Source organism: Anabaena sp. 90, from assembly GCF_000312705.1.
Taxonomy (GTDB): domain Bacteria; phylum Cyanobacteriota; class Cyanobacteriia; order Cyanobacteriales; family Nostocaceae; genus Dolichospermum; species Dolichospermum lemmermannii.
This window is the reverse complement of record NC_019427.1, coordinates 4109000-4125943: the sequence shown is the minus strand read 5'-3', so window position 1 is coordinate 4125943 and position 16944 is coordinate 4109000. Positions and strand designations below refer to the sequence as shown.

The following is a 16944-nucleotide window of genomic DNA, read 5'->3' as shown; positions in this document are numbered from 1 at the left end:
GGGAATATAAGCTGTCAAAAATTGATAGTAGTATTAACATTGGTGACTACCAAGTAAAAAAATATTCTAACTTGTCGCATAGATATAAGGTTTGACACTTGTAAGTATTTGTGTCAAACTTGTGCGTGTATAGTCTTTAGCTAAAAAGTGTTGCAAGTTGTGACACATCCTATCGCCTTCAGACATCATCTTAATATCAATAATTCAATCCATGAATACTGTACTCAATTCTGCCCTGACACTGACATACAACCAACTCAGCACTTTTTCTGGTTTAGACAACTTCTGGCAGGTTTTCGATACTGCTTTTGGTACACAATACAACCGCAGCGGTGCGGAAATTCTGCGTTTACAGTGGCTATCTGGTGATTTTAGTCAACTTCCGCAAATTGAGATTCTTGATAGTAACATTCTTGGTGGTGCTAATGGGGCTTATGCCAGTAGTAATAATAAGATTTATTTATCAGCTAATTTTGTCGCAACTGCTACACCAGAAACTTTGCTTGATACCCTGTTAGAGGAAATTGGGCATTTTGTAGATGCTCAAATTAATCAAACCGATAGCGCTGGAGATGAAGGGGCGATTTTTGCAGCTTTGGTGCAAGGGCGAGAATTGAGCAATGCTCAACTGCAACAGCTACAAGCAGAAGATGATAGTGCTGTTATCACTCTGAATACACAGACAATTGAGATTGAACAAGCAACAGTAGGATTTAACCCAGCTTTTGATTTAATTGGACTGACTCGTTTACGCAACGATCCACAATTTGCGGGAATTGATGGCAGTGGTTTTTCAGTAGCAATAATAGATACAGGGTTAGATCGTAGCCATTCCTTAATTAGCCCAAATTTTAGAGCATTTGCTGATTTTGTCGAAGGTAGAACCAACGCCTATGACTCCGGTCAACACGGGACTCATGTAGCGGGAACAGTAGGTGCTAGAGATGAAAATATTGGGGTTGCACCTGATGTTGGTCTGATTGGCTTACGTGCTATAGGTCCTTTTAGTGCCATAAAAAATGCTCTCCAATGGGTTCTAAACAACCGCAATCAATATAATATCATTGCGGTCAATATGTCTTTAGGAATACCAGAAATTTTTCTAACAAATAACTCTGAAATCGAATCTAAAGGTGGTATTATCACTGAGATAAACGACATTATTGACAGGCTAGAAGATGTAGGAGTGACTATTGTTAGTGCTGCTGGGAATGATTATGCTGAAAAAGAGATCCCTGGTGTATCCTTTCCAGGGATATCTAGCACTCTCAACGTTGGTGCAGTCTGGCAAGACAATCAATCTTTAGGACAGTATGTTCCTGGCGGTAGTCAATCCGCACAACAACTTCCTGGGGCTGACCGTATTCTCGTATTTAGTCAGCGTCTAGATGACCCGAATAACACCTATGACACACTCTTTGCTCCAGGCGCAATGATCAGAAGCACTGTGCCAGGGGGAGGATTTGAGCGATGGCCAGGAACTAGTATGGCATCTCCTCACGTAGCGGGTGCTGTTGCGCTCATGCAAGAAGCCGCTGTTCAATTTGGAGGTAGGGTTTTAACTCCGGCTGAAATTGTGGAGATTCTGCGATCGACAGGTGATCAGATTGTTGATGGCGATGACGAGAACGATAACGTTGCCAATACTAATACTTCCTATCGTCGTCTGAACATTTATAACGCCATCAGCGAAATTAAACGGCGATTTGAGCAAATTGCACCTCCACCACCAGGCGGTGGAGCAGGAGATCCTAACGGAACCATTACCGGAGCTTATCTCGTACAAACAGGCCTAAATGGTTCTCCTGTGGATGCGCTCCTTGGCTCGATTGGAACAGATGGTGGAACAACCCAGGTTGGAAATAAAGATGTAGACATATTCCGTTTTGAAGTTGTTGTTCCCGGAACTGTGACTATTGAACTGGGTTCTCATCCCAACAATGCCAATGATTTTGATACGCTACTGCGACTGTTTAATTCATCAGGAACAGAATTAGCCTTTGATGATGATGGGGGTGCAGGAGATTTTTCTCGCCTGGAAGTTTCCCTAAATCCAGGCGTTTACTATGCAGGAATTAGTGGCTACAACAACGGAAATTACAATCCGAATCTAGCCGGAAGTGGCGTAGCCGCAGCCACTGGGAATTATTCCATTCAGTTTGGCCTTGGCAACACCGATTTCAACGGACTGCTAGAAAATGCCGTTGATATTAGTCTGGGAACAGATATAGATCCTTTTGACTTCAAAGAAGGCTTCATTGGTGCTGACTATGGTCAGTCTGTTGGTACTGGGGATGTAGATTTATTCAAGGTAATTATTCCTGATAATGGTACGCTCTACATTGATATTGATACCCCCTTTGATACGGGTTATGTAGATTCCTACCTGCGGCTGTTTGATGCCAATGGCAATCAGTTATCTTTTGCAGGCACAAGTGATCTGATTATCAGCGATGATGATCTATCTTTTGATGCTGATAAGTGGACTGAATTTACTGATTCTCTTTATCCTGACTTAGTTTTTGAAGATCCTACTGATAGAACCTATTATCATGGACACACCACTGATAGCTTTATTGCAGCAGGTGTAAGCAGAGGAGACGTTTACTATATTGGAGTTTCAGATTATGCTAATCGGAATTACAATACCCAAAATTTGAGTAACCGCTCTACTGCTGGCACTGGCGGTTTATACAATCTCACTGTCCAGTTTCTTAACAATGACCGCAATGGCAGTATTGCTCAAGCAGTCTCTAATATTTCTTTGCCTGTTACCGGACAACCAGGAACTATTGGCGCTGATACCGATCCGCAAACAGGCCAATCTTTCCAAGTGGGCGACCTTGATGTAGATTTTGTGAAAATTCGTGCAGCTACGGCGGGAATTTTAGAAGTTGACATTGATTCCTACGAAAATACTTCATTTACCACTCCCGTTGATACGGTTCTCTCAATCTTTGATGCCCAGGGAAAATTACTAGCTGAAAATGATGATACCAATAGTGTAGATCCCCTGCTACAATACCAAATTCAAGCCAATACAGATTACTTTGTTGCTGTTTCAGGATATGGCAATAGCAACTTCGATCCCTTCATGCTTGGCAGTGGTTCACCTGGCGACACAGGTCAGTACATTTTCAAAAGTCGATTACTATCCACTAACCAAGTTATCGGAAGTCTCTCAAACGATGCTATTAATAGCGATTTGGTTCAGAGCCAGCCTGTAACTATTGGCTCACCAGTTTTTGCCAATATCGGCAGCGATAACGACTTTGTTATTGGAGCTACTGACATCGACATCTATAGATTCGTTGCCAATTCAAGTGGTAAAGTCCAAATTCGCACGAGTACCTACGAAGAATTTAGTGCTGACACTTTCCTACGTTTCTTTGATGCTAATGGCACTGAAATTGCTTTCAATGACAATGAGAATAGTAATACCAGAGGCAGTTATTTAGAAGTACAAGTTACCTCTGGTAGTCAATATTAGATCGGGGTAAATGGTTACAGTGATCAGGCTCGAAACTATAATCCGATGACTGGTAGTGGTGCTGCCCCTGGAAGTCAGGGCAATTATACTCTGACACTAACTCCCAGCACTACCCTAGCAGTAGCTGTAATTGAATCAGCAGGAAACACCAAACTAGTCAAAGATGCCACCAACAAATACTTTGCCCAAGTGGCAACAAATACCCCAATTGCTATCAAAAATGGTGGACAACAAATCTACCAAGATATCTACGCAGGATGGCAAACTCTAGCCGCAGAAACCGTCAATGGAGTTAATCAAGTTCTCTGGAAAAATATTCCTGGTAATTACTTACATATTTGGCGTTTAGATAATAACTGGAATTTGGTTTCTTCTGAAGGAAATTGGGGATTAAATTCGGCAGAAGCTTTAACTCAAGAAACTAACTTTGGTATAGATACCAATGGTGATGGTGTGATTGGCAATCCTTACAGCGCAATTGAATCAGCAGGTAATACCTACTTAGTCAAGGATGCAGCCAACAAATACTTTACCCAAATCGGAACAAATACCCCAACTGCTATTAAAAATGGTGGAGAACAAATCTACCAAAATATCTACGCTGGTTGGCAAACTTTAGCCGCAGAAACCGTCAATGGAGTTAATCAAGTTCTCTGGAAAAATGTTGCTGGAAACTATCTGCATATCTGGCGTTTAGATAGTAACTGGAATTGGGTTTCTTCTGAAGGACAATTTGGATTAAATTCGGCAGAAGCTTTCACTCAAGAAACTAACTTTGGTATAGATACCAATAGTGATGGTGTTATTGGTAATCCTTACACCGCAATAGAATCAGCAGGTAATACCAAATTAGTTCAAGATACAGCCAACAAATACTTTACCCAAATCGGCACAAATACCCCAACCGCTATCAAAAATGGTGGACAACAAATCTACCAAGATATCTACGCTGGTTGGCAAACTCTAGCCGCAGAAACCGTTAATGGAGTTAATCAAGTTCTCTGGAAAAATGTTGCTGGAAACTATCTGCATATTTGGCGTTTAGATAGTAACTGGAATTGGGTTTCTTCTGAGGGAAATTGGGGATTAAATTCGGCGGAAGCTTTAACTCAAGAAACTAACTTTGGCATAGATACCAATGGTGATGGTGTGATTGGTAATCCTTACACCGCAATAGAATCAGCAGGTAATACCAAATTAGTTCAAGATACAGCCAACAAATACCTTACCCAAATCGGCACAAATACCCCAACCGCTATCAAAAACGGTGGACAACAAATCTACCAAGATATCTACGCTGGTTGGCAAACTCTAGCCGCAGAAACCGTCAATGGAGTTAATCAAGTTCTTTGGAAAAACGTTTCTGGAAACTATCTACATATTTGGCGTTTAGATAGTAACTGGAATTGGGTTTCTTCTGAGGGAAATTGGGGATTAAATTCGGCGGAAGCTTTAACTCAAGAAACTAACTTTGGCATAGATACCAATGGTGATGGTGTGATTGGTAATCCTTACACCGCAATAGAATCAGCAGGTAATACCAAATTAGTTCAAGATACAGCCAACAAATACCTTACCCAAATCGGCACAAATACCCCAACCGCTATCAAAAACGGTGGACAACAAATCTACCAAGATATCTACGCTGGTTGGCAAACTCTAGCCGCAGAAACCGTCAATGGAGTTAATCAAGTTCTTTGGAAAAACGTTTCTGGAAACTATCTACATATTTGGCGTTTAGATAGTAACTGGAATTGGGTTTCTTCTGAGGGAAATTGGGGATTAAATTCGGCGGAAGCTTTGGGTAAAGAAACTGTCTTTGGCATAGATGCTAATGGTGATGGCTCTATCGGTAATCCTTCTAGTCTGACTCTAACAGGTACTAGTGGTAACGATATCCTTATCGGTGGTGCAAATAATGATCTTCTCACTGGTGCAGGTGGTAAAGACACTTTAACTGGTGGTTTAGGTGCTGATAAGTTTGTTTACCAAAACCTCTCTGATTCTCTCTTAGCTAATTTTGATGTGATTACTGATTTCAACGCCACCACAGGTAATGATTTATTCCGTGTTTCTACTGCACGAGCCGGATTTGTAGATGTGGGCGCAGTCAATACTTTAGATACCGCAGGTATCGGAGCAAAATTAACAGCCGCAGCCTTTGGCTCTAATTTTGCGGCTCAATTCAGCTTTGGACAAAAGATATTTGTCGCCATTAATGATACAACAGCAGGGTTTAATGTTGCTAATGATGCCATTATTGAAGTCACAGGATTAACAGGAATTCTGGGACTCAATAACTTTACAACTGTCTGAGTTTGGCTGCAACATTCCCGCCCGGAACTTAAGTTCCGGTCTAAAAGCTAAAGTGCGTTAAAACGCACTCTAGTTAACTCAAAACCAAAAATTATCCTATTTGTACTAAAATAGTCGGTTTCAACCGACTTTAGCTTTTAGACAGGGAATTTATTCCCTGGCTGATCGCTAGTGTCAAGTCTCAAGCCAAAGGTTTGACGGAGATTGCTAAGTGTAAGGCTACTAGCGATCGCCCTATGAGGAAACTATTTGAGAACTACTTAACTTTGAATTTTTTGAGCTATAGTATATAGTATTGTCATACAGAGTTATGACAAGCAAAAATATGAGAGTTAATGCAAGGCTCGATAGCGATCGCGCTAATAAGTTTAATTACATTCGCCAGCGGACAAATCAAGGTGCGTCTGACATTATGAAAGTGGCGATCGATCTTTATTATGAAAAATTACATCAAGAATCCCCTGTAAAACCTTTGCAACTCCTTAGAGAATCAGGGCTGATTGGTTGTGCTGAAGGGGACTCTGATTTGTCGGTTAATTACAAGCAATATCTCACTGAAAGTCTTAACGAAAAATATGGTAATCGTTGATTCTGGCTTTTGGATAGCACTAATCAATCGCCGTGATGATTATCATGTTCTCGCTCAAGAAGTTCTAGATACGATTGATGAGCCTCTGGTGACAACATGGTGTGTGATTACGGAAGCTTGTCATATTCTCTTGAAACGTACAGGCACAAATGCTCAACAGACGTTTATTCATAGCTTAGAAATTGGTGCTTTTGAGATTTTTGATCTCAAAGTTCAAGATGGGAAAAGAATCAGTGAATTGATGAATCAATATAGTTCTCTACCAATGGATTTAGCGGACGCTTCATTGATTATTCTTGCCGAACATTTGGGGCATGGGCGGATTCTATCTGTTGATTTTCGGGACTTTAATACTTACCGCTGGAAAAATCGGCATCCTTTTGAGAATTTGATGTCTATTAACTGAAGTAATGCTATAAATTGGCGATTCCTAGGTCGCGCTAGTTCCCCCCGGGACGCAATGCGTTCGCTATCGCTAACTAATCAATTCCCTTAGAACGCCAAAGTTCTAAACAATTCGCTGACTGCAACCTTGAAGTTTAAAATTATATCTTCTCCATCTAAAATATCATTACCTCGTAATAGGAGATCGGGCTGAGGACTATGGTAAACCAGCACATATCTTTCATCAGGATGGATTACCCACAGCAGTCTAGTTCCACTTTCAAAATATTCTTCAATCTTGTTGTGAATTTCGTCAAAAGTGTTGCCTGGAGAGATAATCTCAACAACTAGATCGGGCGCACCATCAAAAAAGCCTTTAGGTAATCGTTTTAGCCCAATCAATCGCTCTTTACTAACAAAAGAAATATCGGGCGACCGCTTATTATCTCCCTTCATTTTAAATGCTGTACTAGAGTCGCAAGTAACGCCAAGATTATGCTGCCTTACAAATATCTCGATTAGCCCACCGAGGAATATGCCAATATTCCCATGCTCCATGCCTGAATTGCCCAAGTTTATCAACTCTCCATCTACAATTTCGTAACGATTGCCATCATCAGCTAAAGCCATAAACTCTTCATCAGTCCAAACTTTATCCTTTATTCTTTCTAAGATAACTGTCATATTTATTCAAGTCCTTGTAATTTTTAGACAAAGCGATTCGTTTACATGACTGGCTGAGTGATTTCTTTATTTAATACTAACCCAAATATAAATCCAATTTCATCCCCACAACAAGCGATTCCTAGGTCGCGCTAGTTCGCTCCGGGACGCAATGCGTTCGCTATCGCCTAAAAATCACGACTCACAGAAATAGCGATCGCAGTAACTCGACGAATTAGCCAAAAATAGAGTTATAATTCTCCTACAAGATCGGTGATCGAACTTGAGTCGGTACGCAGTAAGCCACAATGAGGTTATCATTTCCCCTAATTGGGTTGCGTTCCTTAACCCAACCTACAAGATCGGCGATCTCACTCGCTTGGTGGCGAAATCGTCCCAGCTTAAAGAAAGCGACTTCTTGATTTGCAGTATGAATGCTTAAAGATCAATTTTTAGAGAAAAATTCAAATGCCTCTTGAATTAACGATTTCTGTCATAATAGCAAGAAAATTCTTTAGAACTGGAGATTTGTCACGTCTGCGCCATAACATCACCACATTTAATTGTTTAGATAGCTCTTTTATCTCTTGAAAAACGACACCGTCTCTTTGAATATATCGAGTGTTTTCTGGTAATAAACTGATACCAGCTTCACCTGCTACTAAACTTATAATTGTTGATGCAAAAGTAGCCGTTTGTACACATTTAGGTGTAAATCCTGATTGTTGACAAAGAATATTAATTTGCTCTGTAAGTCCAAGAGTCGTCGAAGAAGCGGGTAGAATAAAATCTTCTTCAGCAATATCTGTTAACTGAATTTCAACTACATTAGCAAGACGATGCTTTTTCGGCAAGACGAGCAACAAGGACTCTTTTAGAACAATGTTAGAACTCAAATCTTTATTCCACAGAAAATTTGAAGGAGCATAGGTAAAGCCAATATCAACCTGATAGTCTAGCAACCCCTGAGTTTGAGGATGGGCCATTTCTTCTAAAACTATTTGTAGTTTTGGATATCTTTGTTTAAAAATCTGTAAAATTTCAGGTAAAAAATTATGAGTAATCACACCAATTACTCCTAATTTCAGTTTTCCCCTTTCACCTTGAGTAACTTGCTGGATTCCATAAATTCCCTCATTAATAGATTTAATTGCAAGACGGACTGCCTCTAAAAATATTTCGCCTCTTTCTGTTAGTTGTACGTTTCTTGGTGTTACTTCAAATAAAGGTATATCATCACAACCAATTTTCTGACCCAACTCTTTTTCAATCGCTCTAACCTGTCTGCTTAATTGAGGTTGATCAATTGAAGAACCTTGACGACTAATTCGATCAGCCGCTTTTGTAAAATTAAGCTCTTCGGATAAAATTATCAGATTTTCAAGATGTTCGATTTTCATAGTATTTTTTCACATCCCACCATGTTATTTTTGCTGTTGTGATTAACAATAGCTTACCTTACATTGATGTTAGTTAACGTTCTAAAGGTAAGCGCAATGACTCAAACTCCTGAAAAAATCAAACAACCAGCCATATTCGGTGGTATTCATGGAAATGAACTAACGGGTCTTTATCTGATTAAAAAATTTCTGAAACAGCCACATTTACTCGAACGCAATACTTTTACGGCTTCCCCCATTCTCGGTAATCTCAAGGCGATAGAAGCCTGCACTCGATTCATTGACAAAGATTTAAATCGGTGCTTTGACATTGAGAGCTTAGAGACTGTTTCTGATGAAACTATTATCTATGAAAAGCAACGGGCAAAAGAAATAAAGGAGATAATCACATCAAATAACGTTGATTGTATTTTCGATCTTCACTCGACGACGGCGGACGTAGGTTTATCTATTATTTTAGTCAACGACCATCCCTTTAACCTCAGTTTAGCGTCTTATCTAAGCCAAATTAACCCTGAAGTCCGTATTTGTAGCTTCTTTGAAAAGGATCAGCCTACTTCGTTCTTAAATTCTCTTTCTCCCTTGGGTTTTGCGATCGAGGTGGGGCCAATTGCCCAAGGTGTTTTGGATTTTTCATTGTTTCAAAAGACTGAAAATCTAATTAATGAAATTTTGAATTATCTTGATCGCTGGAATTCAGGAATAACGACGAGTCAATCAGAGTTTGTAACCGTTTATCAAAAGCTGATGACAGTCAATTTTCCTCTTAATTCTTTTAATGAATTGAATGCCTTTATCCACCCCGAAATTCAGAATTTTGTGGCAATTAACCCAGGAGGTCCTCTATTTATTAGCTTTGATGGAGAGGTAATTAATTACACGGAAACGCAAGAATTGTATCCTTATTTGGTAAATGAAGCGGCGTACTATGCTTATAACTTAGCCTTCCACTTAATGAAAAAAACCGAAGTGCGATCACCGATCCTGTTGGTTGGGTTAAGGAACACAATGATGGGAAACGATAACCTGCATTGTGGGTTAATGTGATCACTTTCTCTGATGAAGTGCGATCGCCACTTTCCCTTTCACTTCACCAAAAGTGATCGCCTAAAAATCCCGACTCACAGCAATAGCGATCTCTTTTATGAAGATAGATGTTGATGCGATCGCCTAAAAATTACGACTCACAGGAATAGCGATCGCAACTGTCAGTAATTATTATGCGTTACGCTACGCTAACACATCCTGCTATTGCTGATTTACATATTTTATCCGTCTAAAAGTTAAAATTTTAAAGATACTTTTCAGTAAACATCATCCCTAAGAAAATCCGACGGACTTAAAATTGGTAATATTCCCCGATAAGGATGAAGAATCAACAAATCTTGATCACCTGTAATTAAGACATTTGCCGAACCATTAATTGCTACATCTAAATATTTGTTATCCTTTGGATCTCGACAATCATTAATTAACTCAAGAATCGAGACTAACTCGGCGGCTGCCCTAAATTCCGCTAAAAATTTCTGACGACGTGCTACAGAAATGTAACGATCAAACTTAGAACGAAATATCACACTTTCGCACTCTGCAAAAGTTTCAACTGAAATCAATAAAATGCCAGTGTCAAGAGCTTTTTGGTAAGCTAGATTAGCAGTAGAACTAGGAGATAAAATAGCACTAACTAAGACATTAGCATCCAAAACATAGCGATTAAGCATCACTATTAAGTATCTCGTTTAACAGTTCTAACGTTAGTCCATTTGCCTGAGCTTCCGCCCCTAAATCCGCTGATATATTCTTTAAACGCAGATTTTTAATCTTTACCAAATCTTCATAATCATTCATCGAAATAATAGCCACATAATTGCGATCATGTTCCTTAACAAGAATAGGTTCTTGTTGCGCGCTATCCATAATGTAAGCAAAATCTTCCTTTACTTCTGAAACTGAAACTTGTCTCATTACATTTTGTTTGAGAAATAACTCTGGTTATTGTAACATACCCTGTAGTGCGATCGCGAAGCGCTGCTGCAAGCAGTTCGCCTTTCATAATGGAGAAGTTAATGTTATATTTGTGTAATACTATTAAGGTAGTTGGAATTCGTTTGAGCAAACAGTAATGATAACTGAATACATTGCCAAAGCCATGCAAAAAGCAACCTATGAGTTGCTAGAAGACGGTACTTTTTACGGGGAAATTCCTGATTGTGAAGGTGTTTGGAGTCAAGCCAACACCCTGGAATCCTGTCGAGAGAACTTGCAAGATGCTTTAGAAGGCTGGGTTGTCTTGGGAATCCGTTTGGGTCATCAATTTCCCGTGCTTGATGGTGTGGGCTTAAATTCACTACAAGAGGTTGCCTGATGCCTGCTTGGAAAGCCATAAAATGGCGGGAACTGGTTATTTTTCTTAAAGAAGCAGGCTTTGAAGGTCCTTATTCAGGTGGTAAACATCAATACTTGGTTAAGGGAGAACTCAAACTCACGATTCCTAATCCTCATGAGGCGGACATTAGCATAGGTTTATTGAGCAAAATACTAAAACAAGCCCATATTAGCAGAGATGAATGGGAAAAATTATAGTGCGATCTCTCCGTTAAGGTTAATTCATTATTTTGTTAACTTCGCAAGGGTAATTGGTGATGTGCTTCGCAACGCAAGCGATCGCTGTATAACAAATCATTAAACTGGATAATATTGTGATAATTTGGTTTTGAGTTGAGGGCGATAGCGCGAGCGCTCACCGAAGGTATCGCTTACCCATCCTTCGTCCCATAATATTGCTACTCGACAAACTTTAAATGTATTGCTACAATGCAATATATGAAGGCCAATCTAATCGCCAAAGCAAAAGAAGTTCATGACGACGGATCAATCGTCGAGGTTGTTATATGGGAATTACCAGAGCCAACACCACCAAGCACACATAAATACAAATACAGATTATTTTACGGGCAGAATGGAAAATGTAGAATTAGATATGACAATGAACGTGGAAAAGGAGATCATAAACATATAAACTCACACGAAATAGATTACAAATTCACAAGCATTGATAAATTGCTTGACGATTTTGAAAGAGACATTGAAACCTGGAGTGAATCATGAAAGCAATTATTGAAGTAGCCAAGGGTGGTTCTGCAATCCGAGCCGCTCGTCAACAAATTAAAGACTCCGAAATTGGAAAGCCAGTAAATTTTAGACTTTCATTTGAATCTGCAAAATCACTTTTTAGCGAGCTAACGCCTGCTCGACTTGATTTGCTTGATACTTTAAGCAAAATAGAGCCATGCAGTATTTACGCGCTGGCAAAAACAGCCGAAAGAAACTATTCAAATGTACACACAGACGTAAATCGCCTGGAAGAACTGGGATTAATTGAACGGACAGAAGAAGACAAAATATCTGTACCATTTGAATCCGTTGAAATATTCATGCCACTAGCGAAAGCAGTGTGAGAATTTGAAAAACGGCGAAGGATGGATTTAGCGAAAATGCTAGAGTGGTGATATTGATGGGGCTAAATTGACCTATGACCATTGCAACCGAAAGACCAATACAACAGCAGTTACTAAGTTTTGGCGATTTTATCGTCCGTTATGGTGACAGTAACCGCTACGAATTGATTGATGGAGAGGTGTTTGATTTGGAACCAACAGGCTACCATGAAGAAGTTTCAGCTTTTACCACCACAAAAATCTGCGCCCAAATTGATGCCTTATGTTTAAATTGGTTTGTCCTTCAGCGAGGATTACTACGTCCTTCTAACTTGGGTATAACAGCATTTCGACCTGATGTTATGGTAGTTGACCGCAATGAACTTGCGAAAGAACTACTTTGGCATGATCAATCAATCCTCACCCTGGGCAGTTCTATTAAATTTGTGATAGAAGTAGTTAGTAGCAACTGGCAAAACGATTATGCGCGTAAAGTCGAAGACTACGCAATTTTAGGTATTCCTGAATATTGGATTGCGGATTATGCAGGTCTAGGTGGGACTCGACATATTGGGAAACCGAAACAACCTACCCTTTCCATTTGTACGTTAGTGAAAGGAGAGTATGAAATTCAGCAGATTCGAGGCAATCAACCCATTATTTCGCCGACATTCCCAAATTTCAAACTGACAGCCGAACAAGTTTTAAAGGCTGGCAGATAAAGTGCTTTAAGCCATGCTTAATCTCTACGGTATTAACTCTTTCCCGAAAATCGCCCCACGCTGAACAGTTCAGTTATGCACTCGACTGTTTATTTTGAGTTATTGCGGTACATTTGCGGATAGCTAAAATTAAATATACGAATTTCCAACTGTTAAAGATAGAAAGATCAATGCAATTTTAGTCAAGAAGTATAGATAGAATAAACTTGTGTTATCCCTAATGTTTAATCGCTAAAACCTATACATCTCATGGATTTTGCTAATTTTGCATCCCAGTTAAATGCTGGAACGATTTTACCAGAGGGAATCGTCATGATTACCCTCTTGGGGGTTTTGATTGTTGATTTGATTTTGGGACGGACATCTGCGCGCTGGATTGCATATCTAGCTACCCTCGGTTTAACAGCCGCGATTATTGCTCTATACTTCCAATGGGATACTACTAACCCCATTGCCTTTACTGGTAGCTTTAATGGTGACGACCTGAGTATTGTCTTTCGGGGGATTATCGCCCTGTCAGCAATGTCAACAATATTAATGTCAATTCGCTACGTCGAACAAAGTGGCACGCCTTTAGCCGAATTTATTGCCATTTTGATGACTGCGACTTTGGGAGGAATGTTTTTATCCGGTGCTAATGAGTTGGTGATGATTTTCATCTCCCTAGAAGCCCTGAGTATTTCCTCTTATTTGTTGACAGGTTATACAAAACGTGACCCCCGTTCCAATGAAGCAGCGTTGAAATACCTGTTAATTGGTGCTTCCAGTACAGCGGTATTTTTGTATGGTGTCTCCCTGCTGTATGGGTTATCCGGTGGACAAACAGAATTAACTGCGATCGCTCAAGGTATCGCCACAGCAAATGTTGGTCAATCTCTAGGTTTAGTAATTGCCCTGGTTTTCGTAATTGCGGGTATTGGTTTCAAAATCTCCGCTGCCCCCTTCCACCAATGGACACCGGACGTTTATGAAGGCGCGCCAACTCCAGTTATTGCCTTTTTATCCGTTGGTTCTAAAGCCGCAGGATTTGCCCTTGCTATCCGCCTCTTAACCACCGTTTTCCCTATCGTGGCAGATGAGTGGAGATTTGTTTTCACCGCCCTTGCAGTACTGAGTATGGTGTTGGGTAACGTTGTCGCCCTAGCCCAAACTAGCATGAAACGGATGTTAGCTTATTCATCTATTGCCCAAGCTGGGTTTGTGATGATTGGCTTAATTGCGGGAACTGATGCCGGCTATTCCAGTATGATTTTCTATCTACTGGTATACCTGTTTATGAACCTCTGCGGCTTTACCTGTGTGGTATTGTTCTCTCTGCGAACAGGAACAGACCAAATTTCCGAATACTCCGGTTTGTATCAAAAAGACCCACTTTTAACACTGGGCTTGAGTATCTCCCTGTTATCCTTGGGTGGTATTCCCCCATTAGCCGGATTTTTCGGGAAGATTTACCTATTTTGGGCAGGTTGGCAAGCTGGTCTTTACTGGTTAGTTTTACTTGGTTTAGTTACCAGTGTGGTTTCCATCTATTACTACATTCGCGTAGTTAAGATGATGGTAGTCAAAGAACCCCAAGAAATGTCCGACGTGGTGAAGAATTATCCCCAAGTTCGTTGGGATTTACCAGGACTGAGACCTTTACAAGTGGGTTTGATAGTAACTTTAATAGCTACTACTATCTCTGGAATTTTATCCAATCCCTTGTTTACTTTGGCTAATAATTCTGTCACTAACACTCCCATGTTACAAGCAGCAAAAGTTGCTAGTACACAAGCTAGTGTTATTACAAATAAGGAGTTACAGGAATTGTAAGTTATTCCTAAATAATTGGTAATGGGTAATTGGTAATGAAGCTAGTCTTCAATATTCAATTACCCATTTTTATTATTAAACAGCAATAATACCAAACTTATGTGAAACTTCACAAAATCATAAAATTCATTAATTCATCCGTCTTTATCTGCGTTTATCTGCGTCCATCTGCGGTTAATAATTCTGGCTTTACCGTTCCCTTTATGTAAAACAACATTTATTGTAGGTTGGGTTGACGCAAGGAAACCCAACAACTCTCACTATCTTACCGCCAATGTTGGGTTTCACTTCGTTCAACCCAACCTACAAAAATTAAATTAATATTCTTTTCCATAATGGGAGCGGTAGAACCATAATTCTTGAAATTTGATTCTATACAGCTTCATTTTAATTGCATATTTGATGGGAATATAAGCTGTTAAAAATTGATAGTAGTATTGACATTGGTGAATACCAATTTAAAAAATATCCTAACTTGTTACATAGATATAGGGTTTGACACTTGTAAGTATTTGTGTCAAACTTGTTCGTGTATAGTCTTTAACTGAAAAGTGTTACCAATTGTGACACATCCTACAGCATTCAGACATCTACTAATACCCTAATCTTACCCAAATCGGAACAAATACCCCAACTGCTATTAAAAATGGTGGACAACAAATCTACCAAAATATCTACGCTGGTTGGCAAACTTTAGCCGCAGAAACGGTCAATGGAGTTAATCAAGTTCTCTGGAAAAATATTGCTGGAAACTATTTACATATTTGGCATTTAAATAGTAACTGGAATTGGGTTTCTTCTGAAGGACAATTTGGATTAAATTCGGCTGATGCTTTCACCCAGGAAACTAATTTTGGCATAGATGCTAATAGTGATGGCGTTATTGGTAATCCTGCCAGCAATCCTTACATTCTCATTGAAGCAGCAAGTAATACTAAACTAGTTAAAGATCCAACAAACAAATACTTTTCCCAAATCGGAACAAATAACCCAACTGCCATCAAAAATGGTAGACAACAAATCTACCAAGATATCTACGGTTCAGGATGGCAAACGATAGCCGCAGAAACGGTTAATGGAGATAATCAAGTTCTCTGGAAAAATACTGCTGGAAACTTTTTGCATATCTGGCATTTAGATAATAACTGGAATTGGGTTTCTTCTGAGGGAAATTGGGGATTAAATTCTGCTGATGCTTTCACTCAAGAAACTAATTTCGGCATAGATGCTAATGCTGATGGTATTATTGGCAATCCTTATACCTCAATTGAATCAACCGGCAATACTAAACTGGTCAAAGATACAGCTAATAAATACTTTGTCCAAGTGGGAACAGCCACCCCAATTGCTATTCAAAATAGTGGAGTCCAAATCTTCCCAGATATCTATCCAGGATGGCAAACTTTAGCAGTGGAAACTGTGAATGGGGATAACCAAGTTCTCTGGAAAAATACTGCTGGAAACTACTTGCATATTTGGCATTTGGATAATAGCTGGAATCGCGTTTCTTCCGAAGGACAATTTGGATTAAATTCTGCGGCAGCTTTCACTCAAGAAACTAATTTTGGCATAGATGCCAATGGTGATGGTATTATTGGCAATCCTTACATTGCTATCGTTTAACTTAGAGGTTGTTTGAAAAGTATTAGATGAAACCGATAATCTCCAGAAACCTAACCCCCCTTCCCCCCTTCCCTACAAGGGAATGGAGGTTTCAAAGCCTCTCCCCGCGTCGGGGAGAGGTTTGGAGAGGGGTTTATTTATACATTAAAAACTTTTCAAACATCCTCTTAGAAGCTAGAAGCCTCTCATTTCCTTATCGGGCAGGTGAGGGGCTTCTACTTTTTTAAGCTAAAATTCAGATATAGCAGAATTTAGCTCAAACCCTACTTTCTGTAGATAAATCAGTTTTGATGTTGTCGCAGAACGTTGTCGAAAAATAAGATAATTTTGCCCAGATTTAACAGAGCTTTCATTGTTTTTTGCAAGTTGAGTTGTATTTTGAATGTGCCATGACAGGCTTGCGATAAAACTGATCGCAAAGAATACAGATCGAAATCTCATCCTGAGTATCTCGCTCCTAAACTCAATGCTGATAATAGCTTTTTCAAGTTGGAGGTGACTATTCTTG

17 protein-coding genes are annotated in these 16944 nt (G+C 39.7%); 12 read left to right on the top strand and 5 right to left on the bottom strand.

All coding sequences use genetic code 11. From position 1 onward, the window contains the following. The first annotated feature begins 211 nt into the window (after positions 1–211). The 4 genes from ANA_RS18010 to ANA_RS18000 all read left to right on the top strand — a co-directional run bounded on the left by ANA_RS18010 (position 212) and on the right by ANA_RS18000 (position 6801). Positions 212–3490 carry a S8 family serine peptidase gene (locus tag ANA_RS18010; RefSeq protein WP_051155220.1) on the top strand — a complete coding sequence of 1093 codons (3279 nt, stop codon included), beginning with the start codon at positions 212–214 and terminating at the stop codon, positions 3488–3490. A gap of 45 nt (positions 3491–3535) precedes the next feature. After that, complete coding sequence (locus tag ANA_RS23735; protein ID WP_051155219.1) at positions 3536–5806, top strand: bluetail domain-containing putative surface protein; 2271 nt, start codon at positions 3536–3538, stop codon at positions 5804–5806. A 325-nt stretch (positions 5807–6131) separates the two neighbouring features. After that, positions 6132–6395, top strand: coding sequence for a hypothetical protein (locus ANA_RS18005; RefSeq protein ID WP_015081447.1), 264 nt, complete (start codon positions 6132–6134; stop codon positions 6393–6395). Further along, entirely contained in the window at positions 6382–6801 is a 420-nt protein-coding gene (locus tag ANA_RS18000) for a type II toxin-antitoxin system VapC family toxin (protein ID WP_015081446.1), read from the top strand. Before ANA_RS18005 ends, ANA_RS18000 begins: the two co-directional genes overlap by 14 nt. Before the next feature lie 86 nt (positions 6802–6887). On the opposite strand, the gene ANA_RS17995 is transcribed toward ANA_RS18000, so the two are convergent. After that, complete coding sequence (locus tag ANA_RS17995) at positions 6888–7463, bottom strand: Uma2 family endonuclease (protein ID WP_015081445.1); 576 nt, start codon at positions 7461–7463, stop codon at positions 6888–6890. A gap of 443 nt (positions 7464–7906) precedes the next feature. Next, positions 7907–8842, bottom strand: coding sequence for a LysR family transcriptional regulator (locus ANA_RS17990; RefSeq protein WP_015081444.1), 936 nt, complete (start codon positions 8840–8842; stop codon positions 7907–7909). A gap of 96 nt (positions 8843–8938) precedes the next feature. Between ANA_RS17990 and ANA_RS17985 the strand changes: the two genes are divergently transcribed. Then, positions 8939–9889 carry an aspartoacylase gene (locus tag ANA_RS17985; protein WP_015081443.1) on the top strand — a complete coding sequence of 317 codons (951 nt, stop codon included), beginning with the start codon at positions 8939–8941 and terminating at the stop codon, positions 9887–9889. 257 nt (positions 9890–10146) lie between these two features. On the opposite strand, the gene ANA_RS17980 is transcribed toward ANA_RS17985, so the two are convergent. Both ANA_RS17980 and ANA_RS17975 read right to left on the bottom strand, forming a co-directional pair. Beyond that, positions 10147–10563 carry a putative toxin-antitoxin system toxin component, PIN family gene (locus ANA_RS17980; RefSeq protein ID WP_015081442.1) on the bottom strand — a complete coding sequence of 139 codons (417 nt, stop codon included), beginning with the start codon at positions 10561–10563 and terminating at the stop codon, positions 10147–10149. Further along, positions 10556–10807, bottom strand: coding sequence for a type II toxin-antitoxin system Phd/YefM family antitoxin (locus ANA_RS17975; protein WP_015081441.1), 252 nt, complete (start codon positions 10805–10807; stop codon positions 10556–10558). The genes ANA_RS17980 and ANA_RS17975 overlap by 8 nt, the downstream gene beginning before the upstream one ends. Positions 10808–10964: 157 nt before the next feature. Here ANA_RS17975 and ANA_RS17970 point away from each other — a divergent pair, with 157 nt between their 5' ends. Both ANA_RS17970 and ANA_RS17965 read left to right on the top strand, forming a co-directional pair. After that, positions 10965–11207, top strand: a complete 243-nt coding sequence (locus tag ANA_RS17970) for a type II toxin-antitoxin system HicB family antitoxin (RefSeq protein ID WP_015081440.1) — start codon at positions 10965–10967, stop codon at positions 11205–11207. Then, the gene (locus ANA_RS17965) at positions 11207–11425 is read left to right on the top strand and encodes a type II toxin-antitoxin system HicA family toxin (protein ID WP_015081439.1); all 219 of its coding nucleotides are present in this window, start codon (positions 11207–11209) and stop codon (positions 11423–11425) included. Before ANA_RS17970 ends, ANA_RS17965 begins: the two co-directional genes overlap by 1 nt. A 35-nt stretch (positions 11426–11460) precedes the next feature. Here the strand turns inward: ANA_RS17965 and ANA_RS28315 are convergent, their stop codons facing one another. Then, entirely contained in the window at positions 11461–11586 is a 126-nt protein-coding gene (locus tag ANA_RS28315) for a hypothetical protein (protein ID WP_256370300.1), read from the bottom strand. A gap of 79 nt (positions 11587–11665) precedes the next feature. Between ANA_RS28315 and ANA_RS17960 the strand changes: the two genes are divergently transcribed. From ANA_RS17960 to ANA_RS24885, 5 genes are all read left to right on the top strand, one after another. Further along, positions 11666–11950: a toxin-antitoxin system TumE family protein gene (locus ANA_RS17960; RefSeq protein ID WP_235081894.1), complete on the top strand. Its 285-nt coding sequence runs from the start codon at positions 11666–11668 to the stop codon at positions 11948–11950. Continuing rightward, positions 11947–12300, top strand: a complete 354-nt coding sequence (locus ANA_RS17955) for an HVO_A0114 family putative DNA-binding protein (RefSeq protein ID WP_015081437.1) — start codon at positions 11947–11949, stop codon at positions 12298–12300. The genes ANA_RS17960 and ANA_RS17955 overlap by 4 nt, the downstream gene beginning before the upstream one ends. Before the next feature lie 74 nt (positions 12301–12374). Next, positions 12375–13001, top strand: coding sequence for a Uma2 family endonuclease (locus ANA_RS17950; RefSeq protein WP_015081436.1), 627 nt, complete (start codon positions 12375–12377; stop codon positions 12999–13001). 249 nt (positions 13002–13250) lie between these two features. Then, on the top strand, positions 13251–14813 hold the full coding sequence (locus ANA_RS17945; protein ID WP_015081435.1) for an NAD(P)H-quinone oxidoreductase subunit N: 1563 nt from the start codon (positions 13251–13253) through the stop codon (positions 14811–14813). 615 nt (positions 14814–15428) lie between these two features. Further along, positions 15429–16436, top strand: coding sequence for a tryptophan-rich domain-containing protein (locus ANA_RS24885; protein WP_015081434.1), 1008 nt, complete (start codon positions 15429–15431; stop codon positions 16434–16436). The last annotated feature ends 508 nt before the right edge of the window (positions 16437–16944 follow it).